This window comes from Streptomyces sp. NPDC008079 (assembly GCF_042957385.1).
In the GTDB taxonomy this organism is placed as follows: domain Bacteria; phylum Actinomycetota; class Actinomycetes; order Streptomycetales; family Streptomycetaceae; genus Actinacidiphila.
Map to the genome: position 1 here is coordinate 1,315,843 of NZ_JBIBIC010000001.1, position 17,001 is coordinate 1,332,843.

Annotated in this window: 16 protein-coding genes and 1 riboswitch; of the genes, 12 read left to right on the forward strand and 4 right to left on the reverse strand. The window is 69.8% G+C overall.

The genetic code is table 11. From position 1 onward, the window contains the following. Positions 1 to 94: 94 nt before the first annotated feature. Both nagA and ACFZAM_RS05785 read right to left on the reverse strand, forming a co-directional pair. The gene (gene nagA, locus ACFZAM_RS05780) at positions 95 to 1,258 is read right to left on the reverse strand and encodes an N-acetylglucosamine-6-phosphate deacetylase (RefSeq protein WP_391043049.1); all 1,164 of its coding nucleotides are present in this window, start codon (positions 1,256 to 1,258) and stop codon (positions 95 to 97) included. Next, a complete protein-coding gene (locus ACFZAM_RS05785) occupies positions 1,258 to 2,190 on the reverse strand; it encodes an ROK family protein (RefSeq protein WP_355337325.1) in 933 nt (310 codons plus the stop codon). The genes nagA and ACFZAM_RS05785 overlap by 1 nt, the downstream gene beginning before the upstream one ends. Positions 2,191 to 2,631: 441 nt before the next feature. Between ACFZAM_RS05785 and ACFZAM_RS05790 the strand changes: the two genes are divergently transcribed. From ACFZAM_RS05790 to otsB, 3 genes are all read left to right on the forward strand, one after another. Continuing rightward, on the forward strand, positions 2,632 to 3,882 hold the full coding sequence (locus ACFZAM_RS05790) for an extracellular solute-binding protein (protein WP_355337328.1): 1,251 nt from the start codon (positions 2,632 to 2,634) through the stop codon (positions 3,880 to 3,882). Positions 3,883 to 3,956: 74 nt separating this feature from the next. After that, positions 3,957 to 4,193 (forward strand): DUF3263 domain-containing protein, encoded by a 237-nt coding sequence (locus ACFZAM_RS05795; protein ID WP_188285385.1) that lies wholly within the window; start codon positions 3,957 to 3,959, stop codon positions 4,191 to 4,193. A 71-nt stretch (positions 4,194 to 4,264) separates the two neighbouring features. Beyond that, entirely contained in the window at positions 4,265 to 5,107 is an 843-nt protein-coding gene (gene otsB / locus ACFZAM_RS05800) for a trehalose-phosphatase (RefSeq protein ID WP_391043051.1), read from the forward strand. Between the two features lie 15 nt (positions 5,108 to 5,122). On the opposite strand, the gene ACFZAM_RS05805 is transcribed toward otsB, so the two are convergent. Then, positions 5,123 to 6,544, reverse strand: coding sequence for a trehalose-6-phosphate synthase (locus ACFZAM_RS05805; RefSeq protein WP_355337335.1), 1,422 nt, complete (start codon positions 6,542 to 6,544; stop codon positions 5,123 to 5,125). Between the two features lie 117 nt (positions 6,545 to 6,661). After that, entirely contained in the window at positions 6,662 to 7,630 is a 969-nt protein-coding gene (locus ACFZAM_RS05810; RefSeq protein WP_391043052.1) for a glucosyl-3-phosphoglycerate synthase, read from the reverse strand. A gap of 205 nt (positions 7,631 to 7,835) precedes the next feature. Beyond that, a riboswitch (SAM riboswitch) is annotated at positions 7,836 to 7,965 on the forward strand. 17 nt (positions 7,966 to 7,982) lie between these two features. Here ACFZAM_RS05810 and thrC point away from each other — a divergent pair. The 9 genes from thrC (at position 7,983) to ACFZAM_RS05855 (ending at position 16,423) form a co-directional block, all read left to right on the forward strand. After that, positions 7,983 to 9,275, forward strand: a complete 1,293-nt coding sequence (gene thrC / locus ACFZAM_RS05815; protein ID WP_355337341.1) for a threonine synthase — start codon at positions 7,983 to 7,985, stop codon at positions 9,273 to 9,275. Next, positions 9,272 to 9,547 carry a MoaD/ThiS family protein gene (locus ACFZAM_RS05820; protein WP_188285379.1) on the forward strand — a complete coding sequence of 92 codons (276 nt, stop codon included), beginning with the start codon at positions 9,272 to 9,274 and terminating at the stop codon, positions 9,545 to 9,547. The genes thrC and ACFZAM_RS05820 overlap by 4 nt, the downstream gene beginning before the upstream one ends. A 476-nt stretch (positions 9,548 to 10,023) precedes the next feature. Continuing rightward, on the forward strand, positions 10,024 to 10,230 hold the full coding sequence (locus tag ACFZAM_RS05825; protein ID WP_093715500.1) for a cold-shock protein: 207 nt from the start codon (positions 10,024 to 10,026) through the stop codon (positions 10,228 to 10,230). Positions 10,231 to 10,538: 308 nt separating this feature from the next. After that, entirely contained in the window at positions 10,539 to 12,164 is a 1,626-nt protein-coding gene (groL, locus tag ACFZAM_RS05830; RefSeq protein ID WP_188285378.1) for a chaperonin GroEL, read from the forward strand. A 297-nt stretch (positions 12,165 to 12,461) separates the two neighbouring features. Beyond that, a complete protein-coding gene (locus tag ACFZAM_RS05835) occupies positions 12,462 to 13,643 on the forward strand; it encodes an ATP-binding protein (RefSeq protein ID WP_391043057.1) in 1,182 nt (393 codons plus the stop codon). Positions 13,644 to 13,651: 8 nt separating this feature from the next. Beyond that, positions 13,652 to 14,056, forward strand: coding sequence for a roadblock/LC7 domain-containing protein (locus ACFZAM_RS05840; protein WP_355338031.1), 405 nt, complete (start codon positions 13,652 to 13,654; stop codon positions 14,054 to 14,056). Beyond that, positions 14,053 to 14,427: a DUF742 domain-containing protein gene (locus ACFZAM_RS05845; protein ID WP_355337348.1), complete on the forward strand. Its 375-nt coding sequence runs from the start codon at positions 14,053 to 14,055 to the stop codon at positions 14,425 to 14,427. Before ACFZAM_RS05840 ends, ACFZAM_RS05845 begins: the two co-directional genes overlap by 4 nt. Beyond that, on the forward strand, positions 14,402 to 15,019 hold the full coding sequence (locus ACFZAM_RS05850) for an ATP/GTP-binding protein (protein ID WP_355337351.1): 618 nt from the start codon (positions 14,402 to 14,404) through the stop codon (positions 15,017 to 15,019). The genes ACFZAM_RS05845 and ACFZAM_RS05850 overlap by 26 nt, the downstream gene beginning before the upstream one ends. 54 nt (positions 15,020 to 15,073) lie before the next feature. Beyond that, positions 15,074 to 16,423 carry a cytochrome P450 gene (locus ACFZAM_RS05855; protein ID WP_355337354.1) on the forward strand — a complete coding sequence of 450 codons (1,350 nt, stop codon included), beginning with the start codon at positions 15,074 to 15,076 and terminating at the stop codon, positions 16,421 to 16,423. Positions 16,424 to 17,001: the final 578 nt, after the last annotated feature.

A 17,001-nucleotide genomic window follows, 5' to 3' on the forward strand; every position in this document is an offset into this window, starting at 1 on the left:
TTACGCAGCTTTTAGCGAGAATCCGCGAAAATCGGGTGAACCCACCGCCCGGGCGCCCCCGAACACACCTCCCGGGCGCACCCTCCGGCGACGGCTAGTCGGGCCGGACGACCCACTCGCCCTTGCGCATGACGCCCACCAGGTCGTACGCCGCGTCCAGCACCACCAGGTCCGCGTCCTTGCCGGGCTCCAGCGTGCCGATGCGGTCGTCCAGGCCGAGCAGCCGCGCCGGGTTGGTGGAGATGGCGCGTACGGCGTCGGTCAGCGACAGCCCGTCCAGCGTGACGGCCCGCTTGAAGGCGGTGTCCAGGGTGAGCGTCGACCCGGCGATCGAGCCGCCCTCGACCAGCCGCGCGACCCCGTCGAGCACCTCGACCTTCATCGGGCCCAGGTCGTAGTGGCCGTCGCCGAAACCGGCCGCGTCCATCGCGTCGGTGATGAAGGCGACCCGCCCGGCGCCCGCGCTCCCGAAGGCCAGCTCCAGGACGGCCGGGTGCAGATGCGTACCGTCGTTGATCAGCTCGACGGTCACCCGCTCGTCCTCCAGCAGCGCCGCGATCGGGCCGGGCGCGCGGTGCTGGAGCGGCGGCATCGCGTTGAACAGGTGGGTGGCCACGGTCGCGCCCGCGTCGATGGCCTCCAGCGTCTGCTCGTACGTGGCGTCGGTGTGGCCGATCGCCGCGATCACGCCGAGGTCGGCCAGCAGCCGTACGGAATCGATTCCGCCGGGCAGTTCGGCCGCCAGGGTGACCATCCGGACGGCCCCGCGGCCCGCCTCGACCAGCTTGCGCACATCGGCCGGGTCGGGGTCGCGCAGCAGCGCCTCGTCGTGCGCGCCCTTGCGGCACGGCGAGATGAACGGGCCCTCGTAGTGGATTCCGGCGAGGTCGCCCTGCTCCACCAGCTCGGACAGCAGCCCGGCCTGCTTGGCCAGGACGTCCAGCGCGTTGGTGACGGTCGAGGCGACCACCGTGGTCGTGCCGTGCGCGCGGTGGGTGCGCACACCGGTGAGGATGTCGTCGGCGGTGCCCGAGGTGAAGGACGCGCCGCCGCCGCCGTGGTTGTGGATGTCCACGAAGCCGGGCACGACGGTGTGGCCCGCGAGGTCCACGGTGGCCGTCGAGACGTGCTCGTCGGCCTCGTTCGCCGCGATCCGGGTGCCCTCGACGGTCAGCCGGCCGCCTTCCACCACACCTGACGGCAGGACCACACGGGCACCCGCCAGCACCGTGCGCTGCGTTGTCGTTACGGGGGCCATCAGGCGGTTACCTCCACGGAGAGTAGATCCCAGGCGAGCAGGCCGGCGCCCAGGCATCCAGCGGTGTCCCCCAGCGCGGCGGGGACGATGAGGGGAAGTTTCTGGAAGGTGATACGTGCCTCCACGGCCGCGCGCAGCGGCCCGAAGAGGGTGTCCCCGGCCTCCGCGAGCCCGCCGCCGATGATCAGCACGCGCGGGTCCAGAAGGGTGAGCCCGGTGACCAGGCCGTCGGCCAGCGCGCCGATCGCCTCGCCCCACACCGCGAGCGCCCGCGGGTCGCCGGTCTCGACGGCGCGCGCGCAGTCCGCGGCGTCCGCGTCCGGGTCGCCGCTCGCCTCGGCCCAGGCGCGCGAGACCGCGCCCGCCGAGGCCAGCGCCTCGAGACAGCCGCGCTGCCCGCAGCCGCACTCCGGGCCGCCGGGGCGGACCACGATGTGCCCGATCTCGCCCGCGTAGCCGTGCGCGCCCGCCTCGATCCGGCCCTCGATGCCGATGGCGCCCGCGATGCCGGTGCCCAGCGGGAGGAAGAGGAAGCGGTCGGCGCCGTTGCCCGCGCCGATCCGGCCCTCGGCGAGGCCGCCGGTGCGGACGTCGTGGCCGAGCGCGACCGGTACGCCGTCCAGTCGCTCGGACATCAACGCCCGCAGCGGGACGTCCTTCCAGCGGAGGTTCGCTGCGTAGACGGCGATCCCGTTGACGTCGTCGACGATGCCGGGCACCGCGACCCCGGCCGCGGCGGCGGGTTCGCCGTACTCGCGCACGCCGTGGTCGCGCAGTTCGGCCGCGAAGTCGAGGATCGCGGCGACCACGGCGTCGGGGCCGCGTTCTCTGCCGGTCGGACGGCGCGCCTGGTGCAGGAGCGTTCCGTCCGCGCCGACCAGCGCGGCCTTCATTCCGGTGCCGCCCACATCGAGAGCGATGACATGTCTCACGGGGACAGTGTCGCGGCTAACACCTAAAAAGGTCTAGTCCACTCCGCGAGGAAAGATCACGCGTCAGGCGGCGTTTGCGGAGCAACGGGACACTCGGGCGCGCCGCGACGGGACATCCGGGGGACACACGACGGACGCCCGCCGGACGTACGCCGGTTCCGTGCCGCTTTCCGGGCCGCTTTCCTGGCCGCTTTCCGGGCTGGTCCCGCGCAGGTCGCGTGCCGCTCGCGTGCCGGTCTCCCGCCGGTCCCGGAGCGCGCCCGTCGCCGGTCCGCGCGCGGACCCGTCGCCGGTCCGCGCGCGGACCCGTTGCGCAAGCGATACCACTCATGGTGTAGACCTTGGGCAAAGGTGTGGGGAAGACTCGACGCTTCCGTAGCGGTACGCGAGCAAGTGTGCAAGAAGGCGGTAGGAACGGTGCAGCGGCGACGACTTCACGGCTTGGCGGCGATCGGCATCACGTCGGCCCTGGCGATCACCACTCTTACGGCGTGCGGCAACAGTTCACCGCTGAACAGCGACGTCACCCTGCACTTCGTCGCTGCCGACTACGGCGACCCGAAGACGAACAACAGCTCCAAGACGTACTGGGACGACCTCGCGCGCTCCTTCGAGGCGCGCAACCCGCACATCAAGATCAACGTCGAGATCATCGACTGGGACCACGTGGACGACAAGGTCGCCCAGATGGTCAAGGCGAACAAGGCCCCCGACGTCGCGCAGATCGGCTCCTACGCGGCCTACGCCGCCGGCAAGCAGCTCTACAGCGCCGACGAGCTGTTCCCGATCAGCATGCAGTCGGACTTCATCCCCTCGATGGTCAACGCCGGTTCCGTGGACCGCACCCAGTACGGCATACCCTTCGTCTCCAGCTCGCGCATGTTCTTCTACAACAAGAAGCTCTTCAAGAGCGCGGGCATCAAGCACGCCCCCGAGACCTGGGACGAGCTCAAGGCCGACGCGGTCAAGCTCAAGGCCGACGGCGTGAAGGTGCCCTACGGACTGCCGCTGGCCCCCGAGGAGGCGCAGGCCGAGTCCCTGATGTGGATGCTCGGCGCGCAGGGCGGCTACACCGACACCGTCGGCAGCTACACCTTCGACTCCGCGCCCAACGTCGAGGCGTTCGCCTGGGTCAAGAAGAACCTCGTCCAGACCGGCCTGGTCGGCCCGACCGACCCCGCCAAGACCAACCGCCGCGACACCTTCGCCGCCTTCCTGGCCGGCAAGGCGGGCATGGTCATGGGCCACCCCACCCTGCTCACCCAGGCCAAGGCCGCCGGTATCGACGTCGGCGTCGTCCCGCTGCCCGGCCAGAGCGGCCCCAGCAGCGACACCCTCGGCGTCGCCGACTGGATGATGGCGTTCAAGCAGAACGGCAACCGGGACGCGGACGGCAAATTCCTCCAGTTCGTCTTCAACGAGCAGAATTCGCTGAAGTTCCTCAACCAGTACGGGCTGCTGCCGGTGACCATCACCGCGTCCCAGGCGATGCGGAAGAACCCGGCCAACAAGGACCTGGTCCAGTTCCTGAACCTGCTGCCCGACGCCGTGTTCTACCCGGTCAACAAGACCTCGTGGGGCCCGGTCAGCGACGAGGTCAAGAAGAACATCGGCCAGGCCGTGCACGGCGACCCGAAGACGGTCCTGTCCGACCTCCAGCGCTTCGCGCTCACGACGGACTCCGGCAAGTAGCGGCCCGCGGCGGTACGGTGACGGCCGTCGGGTACGCCGACGGCCCGACCGCACCGACAGGGGAGAGGGGCGCCATGACACGGGAAGAACCGCTCTCCGCGCGCGACATCGCCGTCCTGGCCATCGCCGCCCGGACCTGGACCGGACCGGGACCGCGCGAACGGGCCATACGCGAACGCCTCGGCATGTCCCCGACCGCGTACTTCCAGCTCCTCAACGCCCTGCTGGACGACCCCCGGGCCGTCGCCCACGACCCGGTGACGGTCAACCGGCTGCGCAAGGAGCGCGACGCCCGCCGCGACCTGCGCTGACGGCCCGCGCGGGGCGCGCGTGCCACCGTACGCCGGGCATGCGCCCGGGGGACGCGGGTAGGGTCGGCTGCATGGCCTCCGCCGACATCCCCGCCCCCACCACGCCCGAGGGAAAGGAAGGTCTCGCGGCCCTGCTCGCGCGGCCGGAACGCGCCGTCGTCGCCCTTGACTTCGACGGCACCCTCGCCCCGATCGTGCCCGACCCCGAGCAGGCCCGCGCCCACCCCGGCGCCGTCCCCGCCCTCGTCAGGCTCGCCCCGCACCTCGCCGCCGTCGCCGTCGTCACCGGCCGCCCGGCGGGCGTCGCCGTACGCTACGGCGGCTTCGCCGGGGTCGCGGGACTCGAACACCTCGTCGTGCTCGGCCACTACGGCGCCGAGCGCTGGGACGCGCCCACCGGCTCCGTCCACACCCCCGGCGACCACCCCGGCGTCACCTCGGTCCGCGCCGAGCTGCCCGGCTTCCTCGACCGCAACGGCGCCTGGCGCGGCACCTGGGTGGAGGACAAGGGCCGCGCGGTCGCCGTCCACACCCGCCGCGCCGAGGACCCCGACGCCGCCTTCGAGGCGCTGCGCGGTCCGCTGGCCGAACTCGCCGCCCGGCACGGCCTCATGGTCGAGCCCGGCCGCTTCGTCCTCGAACTGCGCCCGCCCGGCGTGGACAAGGGCGTCGCCCTGGCCGCCTACCTCCGCGAGGTCGGCGCCGGCTCGGTGCTCTACGCGGGCGACGACCTCGGCGACCTCGCCGCCTTCGCCGCCGTCCAGGCCCTGCGCGAGGACGGCCTGCCCGGCCTGCTCGTCGCCAGCGCCGCGCCCGAGACGCCCGAGGAAGTCCTCCGCGCCGCCGACCTCGCCGTCCCCGGCCCCGAGGGCGTCGTCTCCCTCCTCGACGCCCTCGCGGACGCCCTGGACTGAGCCCGGACCCGGTGCTCAGCCGTCCAGGGCGTGCAGCTGGTCCAGGAACCAGCGGGACGGGGGAAGCGCGGTGGCCGCGTCGGCGAGGCGCTTGGTGCGCTCGGCGCGGTCCGCCTCCGGGAGGGTGAGGGCCGTGTGCAGGGCGGCGGCGGTCTCGCGGATGTCGTACGGGTTGACGACGATCGCGTCGTCGCCCAGCTCGGCGAAGGCGCCCGCCTCGCGGGACAGCACCAGGGCCACCCCGTTGTCGGAGACGACGGGGACCTCCTTGGCGACGAGGTTCATGCCGTCCCTGATCGGGTTGACCAGGGCCACGTCGGCGAGCCGGTAGGCGGCCAGGGAGCGGGCGAAGTCGTCGTCGACCTTGAGCAGCACCGGCTGCCAGTCGGGCGTGCCGAATTCGGCGTTGATCTCCTCGGCCAGCCGGGCGACCCCCTCGGTGTACTCGCGGTAGACCGCGAGATCCTGCCGGGAGGGGTAGGCGAAGGCGACGTGGACGACCCGGCTGAGCCATTCGGGGTGCTCCTGGAGGAGCTGCCGGTAGGCGAGCAGGCCGCGCACGATGTTCTTGGACAGTTCCGTACGGTCCACGCGCACGATCAGTTTGCGGTCGGCACCCGTCTCCGACCGCAGCCGGGTGATGCGCTCGGCGACGTCCGGGCGGTGCGAGCGCTCGCGCAGGAAGTCGCCGTCGGCGCCGAGGCCGTGCACGCCGAGCCGGGTCGTACGGCCGCGGTGGGTGACCGCCCGGCCGTCGTCGCCGAGCGTGGCGCCCAGCACGCTGACGCAGCACGCGGCGAAGGCGTCGGCCCAGCGCCGGGTCAGGAACGCGGCGCGGTCCGCGCCGAGGATGCCTTCGAGCAGTTCTGCGGCGATGTCGTCGGGCAGCAGCCGGAAGTAGTCCGGCGGCGCCCACGGGGTGTGCGTGAAGTGGCCGATCCGCAGGTCGGGGCGGCGGGCCCGGAGCAGCGCCGGGACCAGCGACAGGTGGTAGTCCTGCACCAGGACGTGCGCGCCGTCCGCCGCCTCCTCCGCCAGCGCCTCGGCGAACGCCTCGTTGTACGCCTGGTACGCCGCCCACTGGCCGCGGAAGTCCTCGTCGAAGAGCGGCTCGAACGGCGTCTGGTAGAGCAGGTGGTGGACGAACCACAGCACCGAGTTGGCGATGTCGTTGTACGCGGCCTCGAAGACGCTCTCCTCGACGGCGATCATCCGGGCGCCCGGCTCGCCGACCCCGCGCCGTACCGCCTCACGGTCGCCCTCGCCCAGGGCCGCGCACACCCACACCGCGTCCGCCTCGGGTCCGATCGCGCTCAGGCCCGACACCAGGCCGCCGCCGCCGCGTCTGCTGCTCAGCTCCCCGTCGTCCCCCAGCGCATACGAAACCGGCCCCCGATTCGAAGCGACCAGAATCCGTGCCGCACGCGTTTCGACCATGCCGCCAGCCTAGCCGCGTGGGCTCCGCCCCAAACGTCGTGGACCCTCCTGCTCCGTAGGAGACCGCGCCGGTCAGCCCCGCGGCCCCGGCGGCGCGGGCGCCTGGCGGGGGAGCCGTCAGGCGGCGCGGCGGGCGAGGTATTCGGGGAGGTGGGCCATGGGCGGGCGTTCGTCGACGTCGACGGGGTGGGTGAGCGGGGTGAACCCCCCGGAGGGGTCCCGGTGGAACTGGGTGAGGCGGGGGCGGACCAGGGGCGCCCGGGACAGCCGCAGGCTCGCCGTGCGATAGATGGCGGCCGACATCCGCCCGAGCGCCTGCCCGTCCTGATGCCGGTGGTGCCGGACGCCCACGTCCACCTGCCCGAGCGCGTCGAGCCCCGCCAGGGACAGGGCGTCGATGAGCATGCCCAGCTCCACGCCGTACCCGACGGGGAACGGCAGCCGCTCCAGCAGCGAGCGCCGCGCCGCGTACTCCCCGCCCAGCGGCTGGACGAAGCCCGCCAGCCGCGGCCAGTGCAGATTGAGCAGCGGCCGGGCGACCAGCTCGGTGACCCGCCCGCCGCCCGCCGGCACCACCGCGCCGCCGGTCTCCAGCGGCCGGTCGTACATCGCCTTGACCAGCTCCACGTCCGGCTCGGTGAGCAGCGGCCCGACGATCCCCGACACGAAGCGCGAGTCGAACGAGCGCAGGTCCGCGTCCACGAAACAGACGATCTCGCCGCGGGTGACCAGCAGCGACCGCCACAGCACCTCACCCTTGCCGGGCAGCGCGGGCAGCCGCGGCAGGATCGCGTCGCGCTGCACCACCCGCGCCCCGGCCCGCGCCGCGACCTGCGCCGTACGGTCGCGGGAGCCGGAGTCGACCACGACCAGCTCGTCGACCAGCGGCACCTCGTCGGTCATCAGGTCGCGGCGGATCGCCGCCACGATCTCGCCGACCGTCGCCTCCTCGTCGAGCGCGGGCAGCACCACGCTGACCGTGCCCTGCGGCCCCGCGGCCCGCTTCGCGGCGAGCAGCAGGTCGAGCGGCCGGTCGGCGGCGGACCAGGACCGCCGCTCCAGCCACCGCTCCACCTCATCGAGCACGATCCCGTCCCCTTTTCGTACGGTGGGAGCCCTCAGAAACCAGCCGGACGGCCGCCCCAGCGGCCATCTCGCCGTTCGGACGACTATCTCAACTGTCACGCTTGTCGGTTACAGTCTTGAACAACGCGTATGACCGCCGCATGCCGGGGGTCGTAGCGCGTGACAAACGCGTCGCCGCCGCACAGAAGGCGGGCAGGCGCCATACCGCTCATCCAGAGGGGCAGAGGGAACGGCCCGTTGAAGCCCCGGCAACCCTCCCGCCGACCGCGAGGTCACACGGTGGGGAAGGTGCCAATTCCGTCTTGTGGCGACGTACGTCACAAGGAAGATGAGGAGAAAGGGCCTCGCCATCATGGCTGTGCAGACCGTCGCCAGCACCCACGACAGCACCAGCACTCCCCCCTTCGGACCCGCCTCCGCGCTGTCCTGCCGGGAGTGCGGCACCCGCTTCCCGCTGAGCCCGATCTTCGCCTGCGAGGAGTGTTTCGGGCCCCTCGAAGTCGCGTACGACCTGCCGCTCGGCGACCCCGAGTCGCTGCGCAAGCGGATCGAGGCGGGACCCACCAGCATCTGGCGGTACGCGCCGCTGCTGCCGGTCCCCGCCGACGTCACCGACAAGCCCAACCTCCACCCGGGCTGGACCAAGCTCGTCAAGGCCGACAACCTCGCCCGTGAACTGGGCATCACCGGCGGCCTGCACATCAAGGACGACTCCGGCAATCCGACGCACTCCTTCAAGGACCGCGTCGTCGCCATCGCCCTGGAGGCCGCCCGCACCTTCGGCCTCACCACGCTCTCCTGCTCCTCCACCGGCAACCTCGCGGGCGCCGTCGGCGCCGCCGCCGCGCGCGCCGGTTTCCGCTCCTGCGTGTTCATCCCGCACGACCTGGAGGCGGGCAAGGTCGTCATGGCCGCGGTCTACGGCGGCGAACTGGTCGGCATCGAGGGCTCGTACGACGACGTGAACCGCTTCTGCTCCGAGCTGATCGGCGACCCGATCGGCGAGGGCTGGGGCTTCGTCAACGTCAATCTGCGGCCCTACTACGGCGAGGGCTCCAAGACCCTGGCGTACGAGATCTGCGAACAGCTCGGCTGGCGCATCCCCGACAACCTGGTGATCCCGATCGCGTCCGGCTCCCAGCTCACCAAGATCGACAAGGGCCTGCGCGAGCTGATCGCGCTCGGCCTGGTCGAGGACAAGCCGTACAAGATCTACGGCGCCCAGGCCGAGGGCTGCTCGCCGGTCTCGGCGGCGTTCAAGGCGGGGCACGACGTGGTGCGGCCGGTGAAGCCGGACACCATCGCCAAGTCGCTGGCGATCGGCAACCCGGCGGACGGCCCGTACGTGCTGGACATCGCCCGGCGGACCGGCGGCGCGGTCGACGACGTGAACGACGAGCAGGTCGTGGACGCGATCAAGCTGCTCGCGCGCACCGAGGGGATCTTCGCGGAGACCGCGGGCGGGGTGACCGTGGGGGTGCTGAAGAAGCTGATCGAGACCGGGCAGCTCGACCCGGCCGCCGAGACCGTCGTCCTCAACACCGGCGACGGACTGAAGACTTTGGACGCGGTGGCGCCGACCACCGGCCCGACCGCCACCATCCGCCCGACCCTTGACGCGTTCCGAGAGGCTGGCCTCGCATGAGTGCTTCTGTTCGTATCCCCACCATTCTCCGCACCTACACCGGCGGCCAGGCCGAGGTTCCGGCCGAGGGCGGCACGCTGGCCGAGGTGATCGACTCGCTGGAGAAGAATCACGCGGGCATTTCGGCGCGCGTTCTCGACGACACCGGAAAACTCCGTCGTTTCGTGAACGTCTATGTCAACGACGACGATGTTCGCTTTTCCGACGGTCTCGCCACCGCTGTCCCCGACGGCGCGAGCGTTTCGATCATTCCGGCGGTAGCGGGCGGCTGATCAACTTCCCGTAACGGCCCGGCTACACCTGCCGTTTTGTGCCCCGTTCACCCTTTTGCGGTGGATGGGGCACAGTGCTGTACGGGGGCCGGACCGGGCCGAACGGCTGTGTCCTGGGCGGTAGTTGAAAGGTTGTACTGTTGCCACGGGCAAGTTGCCGCCGCGAACGGTCAGTGCGGCGATTTATCGCCAAATTCACGTGTGGATTGTCGCATAGGCGACGTATGTCCGGTCCGAGATGCCCCGCCATAGCGCCCTATTCTGGTGTATTTCCGATCGGTCGCTCCCCGAATTCTCGTCCGATTGACCTGTTGCAGAGGGCATCCGTGCAGATACATTCAGCCGCGGTCGACGCGTTCCGGCGCACACCACCAGGGATCCCCTGTCGCTCAGACAACGGCTTCCCCGGCGGTGAGGTCTGACCCGGACCCGCGGAGTGCGGGGCCGCGATAGGGCCAGTAATAGGGGAGTTAGGAATGGCTCAGGGCACCGTCAAGTGGTTCAACGCGGAGAAGGGCTACGGCTTCATCGCGGTCGACGGTGGTGCGGATGTCTTCGTCCACTACAGCGCGATTCAGATGGACGGTTACCGCACCCTCGAAGAAGGCCAGCGGGTCGAGTTCGAGATCTCGCAGGGTCAGAAGGGGCCGCAGGCGGACATGGTCCGGCTGGCCACCGCCTGACGGCCCGGCGCGCTCGGCGACCGACACGACGCACTCACGCACCAAGGGTCCGTACCTCTTAGGGGGGACGGGCCCTTCGTGCGTGGCCCGGAGTTGTCCACAGGCGCTTGCACTCGATGGGGTCGAGTGCTAATCATTGGCGTTAGCACTCTCCTAGTGAGAGTGCTGAAGGACCGGGTCGGTGAGGCCCGCCCGGCCGCCGGGAAGGAACCGGCGACCAGGTCGGCCGTCCGTCGCGGGCACCACACGGTCCGAGCCGTCGCCCCCTGCTCCGGTGGGGGAACCCCAGTCCGCGGAGGACACTTCACATGGCAAAGATCATCGCGTTCGACGAGGAGGCACGGCGCGGTCTCGAGCGCGGGATGAACCAGCTCGCCGACGCCGTCAAGGTCACCCTCGGCCCGAAGGGCCGCAACGTCGTCCTCGAGAAGAAGTGGGGCGCCCCCACGATCACCAACGATGGTGTGTCCATCGCCAAGGAGATCGAGCTCGAGGACCCGTACGAGAAGATCGGCGCGGAGCTGGTCAAGGAGGTCGCGAAGAAGACCGACGACGTCGCGGGTGACGGCACCACCACCGCGACCGTCCTGGCCCAGGCCCTGGTCAAGGAAGGGCTGCGCAACGTCGCGGCCGGCGCCAACCCGATGGCCCTCAAGCGCGGCATCGAGAAGGCCGTCGAGGCCGTCTCCGCCGCTCTGCTGGAGCAGGCCAAGGACGTGGAGACCAAGGAGCAGATCGCTTCGACCGCCTCCATCTCCGCCGCCGACACCCAGATCGGCGAGCTGATCGCCGAGGCCATGGACAAGGTCGGCAAGGAAGGCGTCATCACCGTCGAGGAGTCGCAGACCTTCGGGCTCGAGCTCGAGCTCACCGAGGGCATGCGCTTCGACAAGGGCTTCATCTCCGCCTACTTCGCGACCGACCTGGAGCGTATGGAGGCGTCGCTCGACGACCCGTACATCCTGATCGTCAACTCCAAGATCTCCTCGGTGAAGGACCTGCTCCCGCTGCTGGAGAAGGTCATGCAGTCCGGCAAGCCGCTGCTGATCATCGCCGAGGACGTCGAGGGCGAGGCCCTGTCGACCCTGGTGGTCAACAAGATCCGCGGCACCTTCAAGTCCGTCGCCGTCAAGGCGCCCGGCTTCGGTGACCGTCGCAAGGCCATGCTCGGCGACATCGCCATCCTCACCGGTGGCACCGTCATCTCCGAAGAGGTCGGCCTCAAGCTGGAGAACGCGGGCCTGGACCTGCTCGGCCGCGCCCGTACCGTCGTCATCACCAAGGACGAGACCACCATCGTCGACGGTGCCGGTGACAGCGACCAGGTCGCCGGGCGGGTCAACCAGATCCGCGCCGAGATCGACAACAGCGACTCGGACTACGACCGCGAGAAGCTCCAGGAGCGCCTGGCGAAGCTGGCCGGCGGCGTGGCCGTCATCAAGGCCGGTGCCGCCACCGAGGTCGAGCTCAAGGAGCGCAAGCACCGCATCGAGGACGCGGTGCGCAACGCGAAGGCCGCCGTGGAAGAGGGCATCGTCGCCGGTGGCGGCGTGGCTCTGCTCCAGGCGACCGCGGTCTTCGAGAAGCTGGAGCTCGAGGGCGACGAGGCGACCGGTGCCAACGCCGTGAAGCTCGCGCTGGAGGCCCCGCTGAAGCAGATCGCCGTCAACGGTGGTCTCGAAGGCGGCGTCATCGTCGAGAAGGTGCGCAACCTCCCCGTCGGCCACGGCCTCAACGCCGCGACCGGTGAGTACGTCGACATGATCGCCGAGGGCATCATCGACCCGGCGAAGGTCACGCGCTCCGCGCTCCAGAACGCGGCCTCCATCGCCGCGCTGTTCCTCACCACCGAGGCCGTCATCGCCGACAAGCCGGAGAAGGCCGCCCCCGGCGGCGCTCCGGGCGGCATGCCCGGCGGTGACATGGACTTCTGATCCACGGGGCGCGAGCCCGGATCAGCAGGACCGCACGACGGCACCCCCCGGTCACCCGGGGGGTGCCGTCTTTGTGTCCGGCGCATTGTTCGGAACAATTCACCAAGACTGTCCCAAAACGGGGCAATTTTGAATTACCGTCAGATGCCGGTAGCAGGACAAGTACGGGGGGTACCGGGGTCAAACCTGCTGCTAGGCTCTCATTGCTTGGCAAGTGTCATGCGCAAGTGTTCCGCATTTTTGTTCGGATTTGAAAGAGATTCCGCAAATGGCGGCCCCTCGCCTGAAGAGAGCCTCATGACGTCCTACTTACATGATCCAGCACTTTGGGGCCTGATCGCAGGTACTCCTGTCGCCGCGACCGCGATTGCGCTCAGCCGGAAAACTAATGCGAAGCTCCGTGCCGCGCTCGCCGAGCAGTCGGCGCGCCGCGCCTCCCTGGAAGTCGGCCGCGAGCAGATCGTGGATGAGGCCAGACGCCGGGCCGAGGAGGGCACCAAGAGCGTGCTCAAGGCCGCCATGCGCACCCTCCAGGGTCTGGCGGGCGAGCAGCAGGTCGCCATCGCGAAGCTCCAGCGGGAGAACGGCGAGCACGCGGCGCTCCAGGGCCTGTTGGACGTGGACCACGGCAACGCGCAGTTCACCCGGCGCGCCCAGTCCATAGCCGTGCTCTGCGACGGCTGGCTCGGCCGCCGCAAGAACGCGGCGTCCGTCTACGACGTGGTCCGCAGCGCCAAGGGCCGCATCCGGCATTTCACGCGCGTGGAAATCCGTTCGCAGAGCAATTTCGCGGTGGTGAGCCGCGCGGTCGAACCGGTCGCACTCGCCCTTTCCGAACTGCTCGACAACGCCACGAGTTATTCGGCCCCTGAAACGTCCATCGAAATCAATATCCAGCCCGTGCCCAAGGGCGTCTGCATCGTCGTCGACGACGCGGGTGTCGGCATGAGCGACGAAGAGAAGACGCTGGCGGGAGAACTCCTCACCGGCCAGCGCACTCCGGGTGTTTCCGGCCTCGGAAATCCGCCGCAATTCGGTTTCGCGGTGATCGGCGTACTCGCCAACCGTTACGGATTCAGCGTCTCGGTGGATTCCACCTCGCCGTACGGCGGAGTGCGCGCCGTGCTGCTGCTCCCCGACGAACTCCTCACCACCACCATCGAGCCCGAGGAGACTCCCGTCGTGGGTGAAGCGTCCGAGCCGGTGGAGCAGAGCGCGCCCGAGCCGGTGGTGCCCGCCACCACATTCGGCGGCCTGCCCAAGCGGCGGCGCTTCCGGCACCCGATCTCGATAGTGCCCACGGCCGAGGAGCGGTCCGACGACAGAACCAGTGACAGAGCCGGGGACAGAGTCGAGCGGGCGCCCGAGCCGGTGCGCGACAGCCACGAAGTCGCCTCCCGCATGGGCGCGTTCCAGCGGGGCACTCAGTCCGGCCGCCGTTCCATCGGCGCGAGCAGCGAAGGGCAGGACGCCCAATGAGCCCAATGATCGGAAGAGATCTGTCGTGGATGCTCGACAGCGCCCTTGAGGTGCCCGAGGCCCGGCACGCGATCCTGGTGTCGGCCGACGGCCTGCTGATGGCCCGCTCCAACGAGGTCGGCAGGGACCACGCCGACACCGTCGCGGCGGCGATGAGCGGCATGCAGTCGCTGAGCCGTACGGTGTCCGACTTCGTCGGCGGCGACGACCGCCGCCAGGAGTGGCGGCAGACCCTGGTGGAGTTCGACCACGGCTGGGTCTTCCTCATCTCGGCAGGTGAAGGCGCCTATCTCGCGGTCTCCGCGTCCCCGGACGCGGACCTCGCGGAGATCACCTTCCGGATGCAGCAGCTCGTCGGCCAACTCGGCAAGGTGCTGACCACACCTCCTCGCGAGAACGCTGACGTCAATTGACGGGCGAACCGGAGCTGGAGTTAGAAGCCACGGAATTAGTACGCCCGTATGTGATCACCAACGGTCGCGAGCTTCCGGTCGACGGCGGCTTCACGATGATCACACTGGTCGCCGTATCCGAAAACGCGCCCCGGACAAGGGTTCTTGATCCCGAGAAGCTGCGGGTGATGGAACTGTGCTCGGGCGGCTATCTCGCGGTCGCGGAGATCGCCGCGCACACCGGGCTGCCGATGGGCGTGGTCAAGATCCTTCTGTCGGATCTGGTGGAGGACGGGTATCTGCTCGCGCGGGCACCCGTTCCCCGCGCGCAGTTGGTCGAGAGGGAACTGCTGGAGGAGGTGCTGCATGGGCTCCGGGCTCGCTTCGGATAGGGACAGTGCTCCCCAGACGCCGCGCGAGAACGTCTATCTGCCCAGTTCGGTACGGACGGTCGCCAAGATCCTCGTGGTCGGGCACTTCGCCGTGGGCAAGACGACGTTCATCGGCACCATGTCGGAGATCCCGCCGCTGCGCACCGAGGAAGTGATGACGCAGGCCAGCGCGGACATCGACGACCTCAGGGGCGCGCCCAACAAGACCACCACCACGGTCGCGATGGACTTCGGCCGGCTGACCCTCAGCGACGAACTGGTGCTGTACATGTTCGGTACGCCGGGCCAGCAGCGGTTCGTGCGGCTGTGGGAGGACCTGTCGCGCGGCGCGCTCGGCGCGCTCGTGCTGGTCGACCCGCTGCGGCTCCAGGAGTCCTTCCCCGTGATGGACCTCGTGGAGCGGCATGGTCTGCCGTACGCCATCGCCGTGAACCGCTTCGACGGTGCGCCCCCGCACTCGCTCGAAGAGGTGCGCGAGGCGCTGGATCTGCTTCCCGAGACCCCGGTGGTCTCGTGCGACGCACGCGACGAGCGGTCATCGGCGGGTTCACTGATCGCTCTGGTGCAGTATTTGCAGTCTCGCCTCAACTAGTAGGTCACCGCAGGTAGTTCAGGTAGCTCAGGTATTTCAACGAGGAGCACAGGCATGCAGACCCCTCCGGACTTCCAGGCCCCGCCGCCCGGCTGCCCCGCGCACGACAGCGGCCAGAGTGTGCCGCTGTACGGCCCGGAGTTCGCCGCCGCTCCGGAGGCGTTCTACTCCTACATGCGGCAGTTCGGCCCGAGCGCTCCGGTGGAGCTGGCGCCGGGCGTGGAGGCCGAACTCGTCACGGACTACACCGAGGCGCTGCGGGTCCTCCAGAACCCGGGCACCTTCGCCCGCGACTCGCGCCGCTGGCGCGCGATGAACGAGGGTCAGATACCGGCGGACAGCCCGGTGATGGGGATGATGGCCTACCGGCCGAATCTGCTGTTCTCCGACGGCGCCGAGCACATGCGGCTGCGGCAGGCGGCGACCGACAGCCTGGCCATGGTCGACTCGCACCGGCTGAGCCGGCACGTCGACCAGGTCGCCTCGTATCTGATCAGCCAGTTCAGCGCCAAGGGGCGGGCCGACCTGGTCGCCGACTACGCGCAGCAGGTGCCGCTGCTGGTCTTCAACGACCTCTTCGGCTGCACCGAGGACATCGGCAACCGGCTGGTGTTCGGGATCTCCGGCATCTTCGATGGCATCGATGTCGAGAAGTCGCTGGAGGTGCTGACCGGGGCGCTGGTCGAACTGGTCGAGCTGAAGCGGACCACGCCGGGCGAGGACATCACCTCCTGGATGATGCAGCACCGCTCCGCGCTGACCACCGAGGAGATGATCCACCAGCTCTTCCCGATGATCGCCGCGGGTACCGAGCCGGTGCAGAACATGATCTCCAGCGCGCTGCGGCTGCTGCTGTCCGACGACAAGTACGCCGACAGCCAGCACATGGCGGGCCTGCTGGTCGAGGACGCGCTCAACGACGTGCTGTGGAACTACCCGCCGATGGCCAACTACGGCGTGCACTACCCGGTGCACGACGTGGACCTCGCCGGGATCACGCTGCGCGCGGGCGACCCCGTGGTGATCAGTTACGCGGCGGCCAACACCGACCCGAGCCTGGGCGGCGGCGGCCAGACGATGAGCAAGCGGGCGCACCTGGGCTGGGGCGCGGGTCCCCATGTCTGCCCGGCCAAGGACCCGGCCACGCTGATCTCGCTGCGGGCCATCGAGAAGCTGCTCAACACGCTGCCGGACATCGACCTGGCGGTGCCGGTGGAGAGCCTGACCTGGCGTCCGGGCCCCTTCCACCGCGCGCTCACCTCGCTGCCCGCCCGGTTCACCCCGGCGCGGCAGCCGGTCCGCTCGCAGGAGAGCCAGTCGGCTCAGGCTCCGGCCGACCACACGCAGGGCAAGCCGAAGGCGGCCAGCCGCTGGAGCTCGTTCCTCAACTGGCTCAAGGCGTAACACCCGGCGACGCACAAGTCGAAAACCGGCCGACCGCGGCTTCGCGGTCGGCCGGTTTCGATAAAGAACGGACCTGGCCGGAAATCATCGCCGACGGTGTGACGCTTGCCACAATTACGAGCAGTGTCCGATCGGATACGCATCTCGTGCCCGGGGTATGCAGGACAGGTCAATCCGGCCTGGCATTGAGGACCAAGGAGAAATGCCGCCATGGTCACACCGTATTCGGTCGCCCCCACCGACCGGCGAAGAGTTGTATCACTTTTTTCCCGACTCCGTAAGCCCGGCGGACAGGAAAGTCCGCTGCCTCTTTACGACGAGCTTCGCTCGATGGGGGATGTCGTCCCAGCGCCCTGGGGCGGCCACCTGATCACGTCGTTCGGCCTCAGCGACCAGGTGCTGAGGGACCGGGCCTGGCGTGTGACCGACAACGAATGGGCCGCCAGGCAAGGCCAGGGAACGCGCTGGAGCGCGCCTTCCTCACGGCAGATCGGTCAGACTCTGGTCCGGCTCAATCCACCGCATCACACATTGATGCGCCGCTCGGTCGGAAATATGTTCGACCGGAGGGCGCTCGG

Excerpts from the sequence above, each read along its gene's own strand:
- nagA (WP_391043049.1), bottom strand. The coding sequence starts at position 1,258 with ATGGCCCCCGTAACGACAACGCAGCGCACGGTGCTGGCGGGTGCCCGT.
- ACFZAM_RS05795 (WP_188285385.1), top strand. The coding sequence starts at position 3,957 with ATGACACGGGAAGAACCGCTCTCCGCGCGCGACATCGCCGTCCTGGCC.
- otsB (WP_391043051.1), top strand. The coding sequence starts at position 4,265 with ATGGCCTCCGCCGACATCCCCGCCCCCACCACGCCCGAGGGAAAGGAA.
- ACFZAM_RS05805 (WP_355337335.1), bottom strand. The coding sequence starts at position 6,544 with ATGGTCGAAACGCGTGCGGCACGGATTCTGGTCGCTTCGAATCGGGGG.
- thrC (WP_355337341.1), top strand. The coding sequence starts at position 7,983 with ATGGCTGTGCAGACCGTCGCCAGCACCCACGACAGCACCAGCACTCCC.
- ACFZAM_RS05820 (WP_188285379.1), top strand. The coding sequence starts at position 9,272 with ATGAGTGCTTCTGTTCGTATCCCCACCATTCTCCGCACCTACACCGGC.
- ACFZAM_RS05825 (WP_093715500.1), top strand. The coding sequence starts at position 10,024 with ATGGCTCAGGGCACCGTCAAGTGGTTCAACGCGGAGAAGGGCTACGGC.
- groL (WP_188285378.1), top strand. The coding sequence starts at position 10,539 with ATGGCAAAGATCATCGCGTTCGACGAGGAGGCACGGCGCGGTCTCGAG.
- ACFZAM_RS05835 (WP_391043057.1), top strand. The coding sequence starts at position 12,462 with ATGACGTCCTACTTACATGATCCAGCACTTTGGGGCCTGATCGCAGGT.
- ACFZAM_RS05850 (WP_355337351.1), top strand. The coding sequence starts at position 14,402 with ATGGGCTCCGGGCTCGCTTCGGATAGGGACAGTGCTCCCCAGACGCCG.
- ACFZAM_RS05855 (WP_355337354.1), top strand. The coding sequence starts at position 15,074 with ATGCAGACCCCTCCGGACTTCCAGGCCCCGCCGCCCGGCTGCCCCGCG.